Here is a 13,977-nt window from a genome sequence, read left to right as displayed (position 1 = left end):
CGTCTCGACCGAGGGGCCCGAGTGATCGAGTTCCAGTCCGTGACCAAGCGCTACCCGGACGGCACGGTGGCGGTGGACGCGCTGGACCTGGCCATCGACGACGGCAAGATCACCGTCCTCGTCGGCCCGTCCGGCTGTGGCAAGACCACCTCGCTGCGGATGGTCAACCGCATGGTCGAGCCGTCCGAGGGTGCTGTGCTCATCGACGGCGAGGACGTGCGGGCGCAGTCGTCGTCCGGGCTGCGCCGCGGCATCGGCTACGTCATCCAGAACGCGGGCCTGTTCCCGCACCGCACCGTGCTCGACAACGTGGCGACGGTCCCGGTCCTCAATGGCGCGAACAAGACCGAGGCGCGCACGCGCGCCGCCGAGCTGCTCGAGGTCGTCGGCCTCGACCCGGCGTTCGCCAAGCGGTACCCGGCGCAGCTCTCCGGCGGCCAGCAGCAGCGCGTCGGCGTCGCCCGCGCGCTCGCCGCCGACCCGCCGGTGCTGCTGATGGACGAGCCGTTCAGCGCCGTCGACCCGGTCGTGCGCGACGAGCTGCAGGCCGAACTGCTGCGGCTGCAGGCGGAGCTGGGCAAGACGATCGTGTTCGTCACCCACGACATCGACGAGGCGATCAAGCTCGGTGACAAGGTCGCGGTGCTGCGCGTCGGCGGCCGCCTCGCCCAGTACGACACCCCCTCGGCGCTGCTGGCCGGACCGGTCGACGACTTCGTCGCCTCCTTCGTCGGCCGCGACCGCGGCTACCGGGCGCTGACGTTCCTGCCCGCCACGGGCGTGCCGGTCGACCCGGTCGCCAGCATCGCGCTGGGCACCCCGGCCGCGACCGCGCGGGATCGGCTCACCGATGGCTGGGCGGTCGTCGTCGACGAGCAGAACCGGCCGCTGGGCTGGGTTTCCGACACCATTCTGTCCACTGTGGAGGCGGAAATCCAGGCGGGCCACCTGGCCTCCGGTGGCTCGCTGCACGTCGTCGACGCCGAGCACGCGGGCAACGCGGGCTCGCTGCGCAACGCCCTCGACGCCGCGCTCAGCTCCCCCTCCGGGGTCGGCATCGCCGTCGACGCGTCGGGCGCGGTGGTGGGCGGGGTCAAGGCCGACGCCGTCGTCGCCGCGCTGGCGCAGGCCCGCTCCGCAGGCGAGGTGCCCACGTGAGCTGGGTCTGGGCCAACATCGACCGGCTCTTCGAGACCAGCCTGACCCACCTGTGGCTGGCGCTCGTGCCCGTGGTGGTCGGCACGCTGGTGTCGCTGCCGCTGGGCTGGGCCGCCGCGCGCTCCAAGGCCGCCAAGGCGGTCCTGGTCCCGGTGTCGAGCCTGCTCTACACCATCCCGTCCATCGCGCTGTTCGTGATCATGCCGGTGGTCCTGGGCACCAAGATCCTCGACCCGTTCAACGTGCAGGCCGCGCTGACCGTCTACACCATCGCGCTGCTGGTCCGCTCGATCGCCGACGCGCTGGCCGCCGTGCCCGAGTCGGTGACCACCGCGGCCACGGCGATGGGTTACCGCCCGCTCGGCCGGTTCTTCGCCGTGGAGCTGCCGCTGGCCATCCCGGTGCTCGTCGCCGGGGTGCGGGTGGCGTCGGTGTCCAACATGAGCCTGGTGGCGGTCGGGCAGCTCATCGGCGTCGGCGGGCTCGGGTTCTTCCTGCTCGACGGCGCGCAGACCTCGCCGCCGAACTACGCCGAGATCATCGCGGGCATCCTTGCGATCGTGCTGCTGGCGCTGGTCGTCGACGGGCTGCTGGCGCTGCTGGGCAGGCTGCTCACCCCGTGGTCGCGGGTCGGGTCGGGCGCGGGGGGCAAGGCGTGAACCTGTTCCAGCAGATCTTCGCCTGGCTGACCGACCCGGAGCACTGGCGGACCACGCTCGGCATCGCGGGCATCCCGCAGCGCGTCGGCGAGCACCTGCAGTACACCGGGCTGGCGGTGCTGGTCTCGGCGCTGATCGCGGTGCCGCTCGGGGCCTGGATCGGGCACACCGGCCGCGGCGGCACCGTCGTCGTCGGCCTGGTCAACTCGCTGCGCGCGCTGCCCGAGCTGGGCCTGGTCATCTTGCTGGTGCTGGCCCTCGGCATCACCTACGCCGTGCCCGCGCTGACCATCGCGCTGGTGGTCCTCGGTGTCCCGGTGCTGCTCGCGGGCACCTACGCGGGCATCCGCAACGTCGACCGGTCCGTGGTGGACGCCGCGCGGGGCATGGGCATGACCGAGTGGGAGATCCTGCTCAAGGTCGAGCTGCCCAACGCGCTGCCGCTGATGTTCGGCGCGCTGCGCGCGGCCTCGCTGCAGATCATCGCCACCGTCGCGATCGCCGCGCAGATCTCCCTCGGCGGCCTCGGCCGCTACGTCATCGACGGTTTCGCCTTCCGCGAGTTCGACCAGATGGCCGCGGGCGCGATCCTGATCGCCGCGCTGGCCATCGTGGTGGAGCTGGTGCTCACCGGCGTGCAGTGGCTGGTGATCTCGCCTGGTTTGCGCAAGGCACGCACGACCCGCGTCAAATCGACCCAGCAGCGGGCTCTGGAGCCCGCTTCGGAAAGCACATGAGGAGCCCCAGGATGAAGCGCGTACTCACAGCGGTGGCAGCGGCCACCACGGCGCTGCTCACCCTCTCCGCCTGCGGGGGGTCCTCGGACCCGCTGGCGAACCAGCCGGGGGGCGACGCCGCCCCGTCGGACACGATCGCGATTGGCTCGGCGAACTTCCCGGAGAGCACCCTGCTCGCCGAGATCTACGCGGGCGCGTTGGAGGCCAAGGGCGTCAAGGTCGAGCGCAAGCTCAGCCTGGGCAGCCGCGAGACCTACTACGCAGGCCTGCAGGACGGCTCGATCGACCTGATCCCCGAGTACACCGGCGTGCTGCTGGTGCACGTCAACAAGCTCGCGGGCAAGGACGACACCGCCGAGAGCACCGAGGACGAGGTGTACACGGCGCTGCGGTCGGCGCTGCCGGACACCCTCACCGTGCTCGCCAAGTCGACCGCGGAGAACAAGGACGCCGTGGTCGTCACCAGGGCGTTCGCCACCGAGAACAACCTCAAGACGATCGAGGACCTGGCCAAGCTCGGCCCGGTGGTCTTCGGCGGCCCGCCGGAGTTCCAGCAGCGCGGCGACGGCCTGCCCGGCCTGGCCAAGGACTACGACCTCCAGATCAAGGAGTACCGCTCGCTCGACGTGGGCGGCCCGCTGACCGTCGAGGCGCTCAAGACCGGCAACGTGCAGGCCGCCGACCTGTTCACCACCGACCCGGCGATCGAGACCAACGACTTCGTCGCCCTCGAGGACCCGAAGTCGAACTTCGCCGCCCAGAACGTGGTGCCGCTGATCAACAAGGCGAAGGCCACCGACACGGTGAAGACCACGCTCGACGCCGTCTCGGCCAAGCTGACCACCGAGGCGCTGATCGAGCTGAACGCCAAGCTCGCGGGCCCGACCAAGCCGAACGCCGCCACGGTGGCCAAGGAGTGGCTGGCCCAGGCGGGCGTCTGACCGCTCCGCGACGAGGGCCCGCACCCGCTCGGGTGCGGGCCCTCGCCACGTCCATCAGCCCCCGGCCCCGCCGATCCGCCTGCTCAGCTCCCCGGCGGCCTCGGTGGTCGCCCGCGCCTGCCCCGGCCAGGTCTCCCCGCAGCCCGGGTCGGCGCACTCGTGCCGGAACGTCGTGCTGATCGCCGCGACCGCGCTGCCGTTGTGGTCGCGCACCGCCGCCGCCACCGACGCGAAGCCCTCGGTCACGAAGCCGTCCTCCACCGCCCACCCCCTGGCCCGCTCCCCGGCCAGCAGCGCCCGCAGCCCGGGCAGGTCCCCGGGCCCGCGCCCGGTGCGCCTCGCGAACGACCCCCGCCCCGGGAACAGCGCCCGCACCTGCGCGGCGGGCACGTGCGCCAACACCGCCCGCCCCGAGGCCGTCAGATGCGCGGAGACGCGCACCCCCACATCGGTGACCGTCTGCGTCCTCGGCGGCTTCTCCCGCGCCACGTAGAGGGTCTCGGCCCCGTGCAGCACCCCCAGGTGTGCCACGTGCCCGGTCCGCCGCGCCAACCGGGCCAGCACCGGACGTCCCAACCGCTGCAACGGGTCGTGCCGCAGGAACGCCGACCCCACCTCGAACGCGGCCACCCCCAGCCCGTAGCGCCGCTCCTCGGGCAGGTGCGTGACAAACCCGGCCGCCACCAGCTCGCCCAACAGGTGGTAGGTCGTCGACCGGGGCAGGCCCAGCTCCCGCGCCACGGCCGCGGCCGTCACCGGCCCCGCCTTGGTGGCCAGCAGCCGCAGCACCGCCAAGCCCCGCCGCAGCGCGGGCACGTCGCTGCTGGCACCCATGGCCGCACCCTAGTCTGAGATCCCAGACGGAGACACCCGATCTCCCCTCGTGCCACGGCCGCCGCACCGCTGTCATGGACCACATGGAGCAGGTCCTGATCGACGGCGGCGGCCTCACCCGCTCAGACGTGGTCGCGGTCGCCCGAGGCGCGGCGACCGTCCGGCTCACCGCCGAGGCGCTGACCGGGATCGCCGCCACCCGCGCGCACATCGAGGCGCTGGCCGACGCCCCCACCCCCACCTACGGCATCTCCACCGGCTTCGGCGCCCTCGCCGTCCGCCACATCCCCCAGGACCGCCGCACCGACCTCCAGCGCTCCCTCATCCGCTCGCACGCGGCGGGCGCGGGCCCCGAGGTCGAGCCGGAGGTCGTCCGAGCGCTGATGCTCCTGCGACTGCGCACCCTGGCCACCGGCCGCACCGGCGTCCGCGTCGAGACCGCGCGGGCCCTCGCCGCGATGCTCAACGCCGGGATCGTCCCCGTGGTCCACGAGTTCGGCTCCCTGGGCTGCTCCGGCGACCTCGCCCCGCTGTCGTCGATCGCCCTCGCGCTGATGGGCGAGGGCGAGGTGCACAACGCCGAGGGGGATCGGTTCCCCGCGGGCACAGCGCTGCGCCGGGCGGGCATCACCCCGGTCGTGCTGGCGGAGAAGGAGGGCTTGGCCCTGGTCAACGGCACCGACGGCATGCTCGGCATGCTCTCGCTCGCCGCGGCCGACCTCGCCGCCCTGCTCGACACCGCCGACCTGACCGCCGCGATGAGCGTCGAGGCGCTGCTGGGCACCGACCGGGTCTTCGCCACCGACCTGCAAGCCCTGCGCCCACACCCCGGCCAGGCGGTCAGCGCCGCCAGGATCGCCGCGCTCCTCGCGGGCTCCGGCATCGTCGCCAGCCACCGCGGCCCGGAGGACACCCGCGTCCAGGACGCGTACTCGCTGCGCTGCGCCCCCCAGGTGCACGGCGCCGCCCGGGACACCCTCGCGCACGCGGAGACCGTCGCCGACCGCGAACTGACCGCCGCCATCGACAACCCCGTGGTGCTGCCCGACGGCCGGGTCGAGTCCAACGGCAACTTCCACGGCGCCCCCGTCGCCTACGTGCTGGACTTCCTGGCCATCCCGGTCGCCGACGTCGCCAGCATGGCCGAGCGGCGCACCGACCGGATGCTCGACGCCACCCGCTCGCACGGCCTGCCCCCGTTCCTGGCCGCCGACCCCGGCGTCGACTCCGGGCACATGATCGCCCAGTACACCCAGGCCGCCGTCGTCTCCGAGCTCAAGCGCCTGGCCGCGCCCGCCTCGGTCGACTCCATCCCGAGCAGCGCCATGCAGGAGGACCACGTGTCGATGGGCTGGTCGGCCGCCCGCAAGCTGCGCCGCGCCATCGACGGCCTCACCACCGTCCTGGCCGTCGAACTGCTCACGGCCGCCCGCGCCTTGGACCTGCGCGCCCCGCTCACCCCCTCCTCGGCCACGGGCGCCGCCCGCGACCTGCTCCGCCAGACCGTCCCCGGGCCCGGCCCGGACCGCCACCTGGCCCCCGAGATCGCCGCCGCCGAGGCCCTGGTCCGCTCCGGCGCCCTGCTCAGCCGCACCGAGGAAGCCACCAGGAGGCACCTGTGACCCCCGGACCCCGTCCCGTCCGCGCCGCCCGCGGCACCCGGCTCACCGCGAGGAACTGGCAGACCGAGGCCGCGCTGCGGATGTTCTACAACAACCTCGACGCCGAGGTCGCCGAGCGCCCGGACGACCTGGTCGTCTACGGCGGCACCGGCAAGGCGGCCAGGGACTGGGCCAGCTTCGAGGCCATCACCCGTGAGCTGACCACCCTGGCGGCCGACGAAACCCTCCTGGTGCAGTCCGGCAAGCCCATCGGCGTGCTGCGCACCCACGAGTGGGCCCCGCGCGTGCTGCTCGCCAACTCCAACCTGGTCGGCGACTGGGCGACCTGGCCGGAGTTCCGCAGGCTGGAGGCCGCCGGGCTGACCATGTACGGCCAGATGACCGCCGGGTCGTGGATCTACATCGGCACCCAGGGCATCCTGCAGGGCACCTACGAGACCTTCGCCGCCGTGGCCGCCAAGCGCTTCGGCGGCTCGCTGGCCGGAACGCTCACGGTCACCGCCGGGCTCGGCGGCATGGGCGGCGCCCAACCCCTGGCGATCACGATGAACGGTGGCGCCGCCCTCTGCGTCGAGGTCGACCCGGCCCGCGCCCGCCGCCGCGCCGAGACCCGCTACCTCGACGAGGTGGCCGACTCCCTGGACGACGCGATCGCCCGCGTCACCGCGGCCAAGCGCGCCAGGCAAGCGCTTTCGGTCGGCGTCATCGGCAACGCCGCCGAGATCCTGCCCGAGCTGCTGCGCCGAGCCGTGGACGTCGACATCGTCACCGACCAGACCTCCGCCCACGACCCGCTGGCCTACCTCCCGCGCGGCGTCGACCCCGCCGACTGGGCCGACTACGCCCGGGACAAGCCCGACGAGTTCACCGACCGCGCCCGCGAGTCCATGGCCGAGCACGTCGAGGCCATGCTCGGCTTCCTGGACGCGGGCGCCGAGGTCTTCGACTACGGCAACTCCCTGCGCGGCGAGGCCCACCTCGGCGGCTGCGCACGTGCCTTCGACTTCCCCGGCTTCGTGCCCGCCTACATCCGCCCCCTGTTCTGCGAGGGCAAGGGCCCGTTCCGCTGGGTGGCCCTGTCCGGCGACCCGGCCGACATCGCCGCCACCGACCGGGCGATCCTGGACCTGTTCCCGCACAACGAGTCCCTGGCCCGGTGGATGGCGCTCGCGGGCGAGCGGGTCGAGTTCCAGGGCCTCCCGGCGCGCATCTGCTGGCTGGGGCACGGCGAACGGCACCTGGCAGGCCTGCGGTTCAACGAGATGGTGGCCTCCGGCGAGCTGTCCGCCCCGGTCGTCATCGGCCGCGACCACCTCGACTGCGGCTCGGTGGCCTCGCCGCACCGCGAGACCGAGGCCATGGCCGACGGCTCCGACGCCATCGCCGACTGGCCGCTGCTCAACGCCCTGGTCAACACCGCCTCCGGCGCCACCTGGGTGTCCATCCACCACGGCGGCGGGGTCGGCATGGGCCGCAGCATCCACGCGGGCCAGGTCACCGTCGCCGACGGCACGGCGCTGGCCGCCGCCAAGATCGAGCGGGTGCTGTCCAACGACCCGGCGATGGGCGTCCTGCGCCACGTCGACGCCGGGTACGACCGGGCATCCGAGGTGGCGCGGACGTCCGGCCTGACCATCCCGGCGCGCCCGTGACGGGCCTGGCGGACCTCGCCGGGGTCGGCGTCGACCGGCGGGGCGGCTTCGCCAGGCACGGGTTCTCCGGTGTGGACCTGGAGCTGCGCCGGTGGTTCGCCGAGGAGGCCGAGCGGCGCGGGCTCGACGTGGAGACCGACCGCAACGGAAACACGTGGGCGTGGTGGGGTCCCCCGGGCGAGTCCGCCGTGGTGACCGGGAGCCACCTCGACTCGGTGCCGGGCGGCGGCGCGTTCGACGGGCCGCTGGGCGTTGTTGCCGCCTTGCGGGCTATCGACCTGTTGCGGGGCAGGGGTTTCACGCCGGGCAGGCCGCTCGCCGTGGTCGTGTTCGTCGAGGAGGAGGGCGGGCGGTTCGGCAGCGCGTGCCTCGGGTCGCGACTGCTGACCGGCGCGCTCGACGCCGACGCCGCGCGCCGGTTGACCGACCCGGGCGGGGTCTCGTTGGCCGAGGCGGTGCGGACGTCCGGGTTCGACCCGGCCCGGCTGGGGCGGGACGGGGGCGCGTTGCGGCGGATCGGGGTGTTCGTCGAGTTGCACGTCGAGCAGGGGCGCGGGCTGGTCGACCTGGGCGCGCCGGTGGGCGTGGCGTCGTCGATCCTGGCGCACGGCCGCTGGCGGTTCCGGTTCACCGGCGAGGGCAACCACGCCGGCGCCACGATGATGGGCGACCGCCGCGACCCGATGGTCGCCGCCGCCGCGACCGTGCTCGCGGCTCGACGGGCCGCCGTGGACGACACCCGGGCCACCGTCGGCCGCCTGGTCCCGACACCCGGCGGCACCAACGTCATCCCGTCCAGCGTCGACCTCTGGCTCGACGCGCGCGCCCACGACACCCCGCGCACCCGCGACCTCGTCGCCACCATCACCGAGGCGGCGTGCCGCGCCGCCGCCGACGAGGGCTGCGCGGTCGGGATCACCGAGGAGTCCTACGGCGATCCCGTGACCTTCGACGTCGGGTTGCGCGATCGACTTGTCGACACCCTCGGCGGCGTCCCCGTGCTGCCCACCGGCGCCGGGCACGACGCGGGCGTCCTCGCCGCGCACGCGCCCACGGCGATGCTGTTCGTGCGCAACCCGACCGGGGTCAGCCACGCGCCGGAGGAGTTCGCCGAGGAGGCGGACTGCGCCGAGGGCGCGCGAGCGCTGGCGGACGTGCTGGCGGAGCTGGCTCAGTGACAGCCAGGTACTGGGCGCCATGGGCGTGGCTTCCTTCCGGGATCGAGGAGGGCGTTCTCTTGGAGGTCGCTGGCGGGGTGCTGGAAAGTTCTCGCCGGGGTTCACCCGATGGGGCGATTTCGTTGCCGGGCCTGGTCCTGCCCGGCATCGCCAACGCGCACTCCCACGCCTTCCACCGGGTGCTGCGCGGGCGCACCCACGGGGACGGCGGGACGTTCTGGACGTGGCGGGAGCGCATGTACGAGCTGGCCGCGCGGCTGGACCCGGACTCCTACTTCCGCTTGGCACGAGCGGTCTACGCCGAGATGGCCCTCGCCGGGTACACCGCCGTCGGCGAGTTCCACTACCTGCACCACAGCGCTTCGGGCCCCTACGACGACCCCAACGCCATGGGCCAGGCGCTGATCGCGGCGGCGGGAGAGGCGGGCGTGCGGCTGACGCTGCTCGACGCGTGCTACCTCGCGGGCGGAATCGGCGAGCCGCTGTCCCCGGTCCAGCGCCGATTCTCCGACGGGACAGCGCAGGCCTGGCTCGACCGTGTCTCAGTCCTTGAGTCGCCGCAAATGGCTCGGACCGGCGCGGCGATCCACTCGGTGCGGGCGGTCCCACGCGGAGACCTGGCAGTCGTGGCCCAGTTCGACGGGCCGTTGCACGTCCACGTCTCCGAACAACCCGCCGAGAACGAGGCTTGTCTGGCCGCCTACGGGCGCACCCCGACGCAGCTCCTGCACGAGGCGGGCGCGCTCGGCCCGCGCACCACCGCCGTCCACGCCACCCACCTGGCCCCGGCCGACCTCGTACTGATCGACAACGCCTGCTTCTGCCCCACCACCGAGGGCGACCTCGCCGACGGGCACGGACCCGCGCGGGAGCTGCTCGACGCCGGGGCGCGGCTGTCGATCGGCAGCGACCAACACGCCGTGGTCGACCCGTTCGCCGAGGTCAGGGCGTTGGAGCACGGGGAGCGATTCCGCAGCGGGACGCGCGGGCGGTTGAGTCCGCAAGAGCTGGTGACGGCCATGACGACGGCCGGGTACGCGTCGCTGGGCTGGCAGGGCGGCCTGGTCCCGGGCGCCGTGGCGGACTTCGTCTCGGTGCGGATGGACTCGGTGCGAACAGCGGGATCGCTGCCAGAACAAGCGGTCCTGTCGGCTTCGGCGTCTGATGTGGACACTGTGGTCATCGGCGGGCGGGTCGTGGTGCGCGGCGGTGAGCACGTGCTTGGCGACGTGGGGCGGCTTCTGGCGGACGCGATCTCGCAGGTGTGGACATGAGCACCCTCATCACCGGCATCGGTGAGCTGACAACACAAGGCGGCCTCGGCACCCTGCACAACGCCGCCCTCGTGCTGGAAGGGGAGCTGATCGAGTGGGTCGGCCCCGCCACCTCCGCCCCCCACTGCGACACGGCTGTCGACGTCGAGGGCCGGGCGGTGCTGCCCGGCTGGGTCGACTCGCACACCCACCTGCTGTTCGCGGGCGACCGCTCCGCCGAGTTCGGCGCGCGCATGGCCGGGAAGCCCTACGCCGCGGGCGGCATCATGACCACCGTCGAGGCCACCCGCGCAGCCACCGACGACGAGCTGCGCGCCAACCTCCGCCGGTTGGTGGCCGAGGCGGCATCTCAAGGAACCACCTGCCTTGAGACGAAAACCGGCTATGGCCTCACTGTCGCCGACGAGCTCCGCCTGGCCCGCCTCGCCGCCGAGCAGGTCGACGAGGTCACCTACCTGGGCGCGCACGTCGCCCCTCCCGACACCCCCGACTACGTCTCCCTCGCCGCGGGCGACATGCTCACCGCCGTCGCCCCCCACGTCCGCTGGGCCGACGTCTTCTGCGAAACCGGCGCCTTCACCGCGGACGAGTCCCGCGAGGTCCTCACCGCCGCCGCTGCCGCGGGCCTGGGCCTCCGCGTCCACGCCAACCAACTCGCCCCCGGCCCCGGCGTCCAACTGGCCGTCGAACTCCACGCCGCCTCCGCCGACCACTGCACCCACCTCACCGCGCAGGACATCGACGCTCTCGCCAGCTCCACCACCGTCGCGACCCTCCTCCCCGCCTGCGACCTCAGCACCCGCCAACCCCTCCCACCCGCCCGCGCCCTCTTGGACGCAGGCGCCCGAGTCGCCCTGGCCACCAACTGCAACCCCGGCAGCTCCTACACCACCTCCATGCCCTACTGCGTCGCCACGGCCGTCCTCCAGATGCACATGACCATCGACGAAGCCCTCACCGCCGCCACCCGAACCCCGGCGCTGTCCCTCCACCGCCCCGACCTGGGCCACCTCATCCCCGGGGCCCGCGCCGACCTGCAAGTCCTCGACGCCCCCAGCGCCACCCACCTCGCCTACCGCCCCGGCGTCCCCCTCACCTGGGCGGTCTGGCGAAAAGGGACTCTTTTGCGTCCTGTACCAGCACGATGACCTCGCTTCTGCGCCGCCTGCTCTCCGCACGCTCGTGGAGCATGGTCGCCCCGTAGATGACCTCTTCCAATGATGCTGCCGTGTGCTGCTCGACCAGCCCCCGTTCGCCCGCGAGGCAGACTGCCATGACCCTGATCGTCGACGCGGCCTCGCGGTGCAGCTTGCCTGGCGACTGCAAGACCACACTCGCGCGGCGCAGCTCACGACTCGCGTGCTGCGCCCAAGGCGGCATGCCCGACCACTCGGCCAGCAGGCTCTTGACCCGGTTCCACCTGGGCAGCACCGACCCCGGGTTCATCACCCGCTCCCCCTGGGTGAAGGGCAGGCAGTTCAGCAGTGAGTCCGTGAAGGCCCTCTTGTCCGCGTGCGCGGTGGCCTTCTCGTAGGCTTCCGCGAGGGCCTTGCCCACGTAGGTGCTGAGAATCCCCACCGGCCCACGGGCGTCCAGGAAGACCACGGGCGGGAAGCGGTGGAGCATCACCCTGATCTCGCCCCGCCACCGGTCGGCCCACATCCGGGCCTCGTCGGCGGTCAACCTCGACTTGGGCATCGGAGTTCGGTGGAACACACCCCACTTGCTGGCCCGGAAGAGCCGCACGTGCTGCGCGGTGTCGTCTGGCGACTCGCTCAAGTACACGAGGGCGCTCCAGACGTCCACCGCGGCGATCAACGGGATCAGCCTGACCAGATCGGTTTCGAGGATCGGGGTCAGGGCTGACTGCGTCACCCAGTGCGGGTGCTCGCCGGGGTGGCCGTTGCGCAACCCGGTTGTCGTCCACACGTCCTTGTCCGCCACGCACCCGGCTTCGGGTCGGGCGAGTTCGCGCATGCTGGGGAACCGAATGCCCTCGCCGAGGGTGCTCTCCGCCCACCGGGAGAATTGCGCGGCCTGCTGGTCGCCGATACCGATCACCGGGCCGGCGCTGTGCGCCATGCGGGTCACTCCTGCGGTAGTCAGCTCGAAGAGCCGGTAGAGGTTGGCGGGGACAGGCGATCGGCACAATCGAGCCCCGCTGGGCAACGTGACCGCGTCGCGCAGGTAGCGGCTGAGCAGCACACCCGCGACCAGCCTCAGCTGGTCCAGGGGGAGACGTCCGTCCTGGGCGCTGTCGAGCATCGCCCACAGGTCGGCGCGCAGGGTCGCGTCCAAGTCGGCGCCGTCCTCCAGACAGTCGTAGGCGCGGATTAGGGCGGGCACGGTGCCCCGCGCCAAGCAACCGCGCACAACCTCGTCCGCGTCCACCAGGGCGGTGTAGAGCAAGGTCGTTTCGCGCCACCACGGGTTGTCGGCGTTCTCGACGAGCAGTGCCACCAGTGCCTTGTCGCGGATGTGCACCGCGGTCAGGTACTCCTGGAACGTCAGGTGCGCGAAGGCGTAGCGATCGTTCTCGCGCTCGACTAGCAGGCCGTTCGACGACACGTCGGCCACGACATCCTCGGCGGTCATCTGGGTGGAGACGCGGCGCAGCAACGGGGTGAAGGTCTCGACGACTGCCGCTTTGGGCAGCTCCCGGACGCCCTCGACCATCAGGCGGTGCGCCAAGGCCCGCAGCAGGCCCTCCAACCGGTCGCCGGGAATGGCCCTGTCCAAGCGTTTCGCCTCTTGGCGGCGCCACAGCATGACCTGGCAGATCTCGGCGTAGAGGTCCACGCGGCGGCCGGGGAGCGCGCCCCGGTACTTGTGCACGTTGGCGATCATCGTCAGCAGCAGCGGGTTGGCGGTCAGCTCGTCGAGGTCGGAGGCGTCACGCAGGCGGCTCAGCAGGTCCTCCGCCGCTGTCGCCGCTGCACGGTCGACATCGTCGCCCACCGTGCCGGTGGTGATGCGCTCGCTGGCCCGGTACCAGGTGTGGACGAACTCCTTGACCTGCCCGGGGGTGAAAGGGCGGGTGGCGAGGATGCGTGCGCCCTCGACAGGGGCCTCCTCGTACCCGCCGCGGCGCGAGGTCAGGACGAAGTCGTTGTCCGGGTAGGTGCGGGCCTGGTGCTCGACCCAGGACGACACCGTCAACCGATCCTCGCGGCGGGCGACCTCGTCCAAGCCGTCGAGCAGGACGACGCAGTCACCCGCGCGCAGGCGCTGCTCGAACCAGCCGGGTGGGACGCGGGCCGCTTCGTCGCGCAGGGTGCCCGCGACGACGGTGGGCAGCGCGACGCCCCTGGTGACCGCGTCGATGTGGTCGCGGAGGTAGAGCAGGACCGGGATGCGGCGTTTGCGGCCGCGGTCGGTGCAGATGCGGCGGGCGGTGTGGCGCAACAGGGTCGTCTTGCCGCTGCCGGGGGTGCCGATGACAGCGAGCAGCGCCGGGGCGTCCTGGTCGAGGAAGTCGCCGATGTCGTGCCTGGCCGCCGCGCCGACGTGCGCGATCAGGCCGCCGCCGACCTGGTGTGCGGGTTGGGGGACCAGACTGACCTGGACGTAGACCTCGTCGAGCTCCGGGGTGGCCACGCCCAGGGTGGCCAGCCCCTTGAGGTCTATGAACCGAAGACCCGCCAGCACGGACTCGCGGTAGGTGTGCGCGTAGCGGCGGGTCATCCTGTCGAGCCGGTCGACCACCCGGGCCTCGCGGCGTTTCCACACCTTGGCCGCGACCCCGCTCACCGCCCCGCAGACTCCCACCAGCGTCCCGGCGATCGGGCCCCACGCCGCCGCGGTGCCCACCGCCCCGGCGATCACGGTCGCCGCGGCGCCGATCTCCTTGATCAAGTTAGGTCCCCCTCGATTTGGAATGAGGCACGGTACACCGACCTGGAGCGGCTCCGGGGTTACGTTG

At 72.9% G+C, this 13,977-nt stretch carries 11 protein-coding genes; 9 read left to right on the top strand and 2 right to left on the bottom strand.

Annotated elements, in window-relative coordinates; all coding sequences use genetic code 11:
- The first annotated feature begins 21 nt into the window (after positions 1-21).
- The 4 genes from GCL84_RS18105 to GCL84_RS18090 are packed head-to-tail and all read left to right on the top strand — an operon-like array spanning position 22 to position 3,495.
- On the top strand, positions 22-1,158 hold the full coding sequence (locus GCL84_RS18105) for an ABC transporter ATP-binding protein (protein WP_197523333.1): 1,137 nt from the start codon (positions 22-24) through the stop codon (positions 1,156-1,158).
- The gene (locus GCL84_RS18100) at positions 1,155-1,817 is read left to right on the top strand and encodes an ABC transporter permease (RefSeq protein WP_156756668.1); all 663 of its coding nucleotides are present in this window, start codon (positions 1,155-1,157) and stop codon (positions 1,815-1,817) included. The genes GCL84_RS18105 and GCL84_RS18100 overlap by 4 nt, the downstream gene beginning before the upstream one ends.
- Positions 1,814-2,554, top strand: coding sequence for an ABC transporter permease (locus GCL84_RS18095; RefSeq protein ID WP_156756667.1), 741 nt, complete (start codon positions 1,814-1,816; stop codon positions 2,552-2,554). Before GCL84_RS18100 ends, GCL84_RS18095 begins: the two co-directional genes overlap by 4 nt.
- 11 nt (positions 2,555-2,565) lie before the next feature.
- Positions 2,566-3,495, top strand: a complete 930-nt coding sequence (locus GCL84_RS18090) for an ABC transporter substrate-binding protein (RefSeq protein WP_156756666.1) — start codon at positions 2,566-2,568, stop codon at positions 3,493-3,495.
- Between the two features lie 54 nt (positions 3,496-3,549).
- Here GCL84_RS18090 and GCL84_RS18085 read toward each other — a convergent pair whose 3' ends face one another.
- The gene (locus GCL84_RS18085) at positions 3,550-4,329 is read right to left on the bottom strand and encodes an IclR family transcriptional regulator (RefSeq protein WP_156756665.1); all 780 of its coding nucleotides are present in this window, start codon (positions 4,327-4,329) and stop codon (positions 3,550-3,552) included.
- An 83-nt stretch (positions 4,330-4,412) separates the two neighbouring features.
- On the opposite strand from GCL84_RS18085, the gene hutH reads away from it, so the two are divergent.
- The 5 genes from hutH to hutI are packed head-to-tail and all read left to right on the top strand — an operon-like array spanning position 4,413 to position 11,203.
- Positions 4,413-5,951, top strand: coding sequence for a histidine ammonia-lyase (hutH, locus tag GCL84_RS18080; protein WP_156756664.1), 1,539 nt, complete (start codon positions 4,413-4,415; stop codon positions 5,949-5,951).
- The gene (gene hutU / locus GCL84_RS18075) at positions 5,948-7,603 is read left to right on the top strand and encodes a urocanate hydratase (RefSeq protein WP_156756663.1); all 1,656 of its coding nucleotides are present in this window, start codon (positions 5,948-5,950) and stop codon (positions 7,601-7,603) included. Before hutH ends, hutU begins: the two co-directional genes overlap by 4 nt.
- On the top strand, positions 7,600-8,781 hold the full coding sequence (locus GCL84_RS18070; protein WP_156756662.1) for an allantoate amidohydrolase: 1,182 nt from the start codon (positions 7,600-7,602) through the stop codon (positions 8,779-8,781). Before hutU ends, GCL84_RS18070 begins: the two co-directional genes overlap by 4 nt.
- On the top strand, positions 8,778-10,055 hold the full coding sequence (locus tag GCL84_RS18065) for a formimidoylglutamate deiminase (RefSeq protein ID WP_156756661.1): 1,278 nt from the start codon (positions 8,778-8,780) through the stop codon (positions 10,053-10,055). The genes GCL84_RS18070 and GCL84_RS18065 overlap by 4 nt, the downstream gene beginning before the upstream one ends.
- Entirely contained in the window at positions 10,052-11,203 is a 1,152-nt protein-coding gene (gene hutI / locus GCL84_RS18060) for an imidazolonepropionase (RefSeq protein ID WP_156756660.1), read from the top strand. The genes GCL84_RS18065 and hutI overlap by 4 nt, the downstream gene beginning before the upstream one ends.
- On the opposite strand, the gene GCL84_RS18055 is transcribed toward hutI, so the two are convergent.
- Positions 11,148-13,910, bottom strand: coding sequence for an NACHT domain-containing protein (locus GCL84_RS18055; RefSeq protein WP_156756659.1), 2,763 nt, complete (start codon positions 13,908-13,910; stop codon positions 11,148-11,150). The genes hutI and GCL84_RS18055 overlap by 56 nt on opposite strands.
- Between the last annotated feature and the right edge of the window lie 67 nt (positions 13,911-13,977).

Origin of the sequence: Actinokineospora pegani (genome assembly GCF_009745975.1) — a bacterium.
GTDB lineage: Bacteria > Actinomycetota > Actinomycetes > Mycobacteriales > Pseudonocardiaceae > Actinokineospora > Actinokineospora pegani.
The sequence above is the reverse complement of the archived record's forward strand: the minus strand, read 5'-3'. Positions and strand labels throughout refer to the sequence as shown.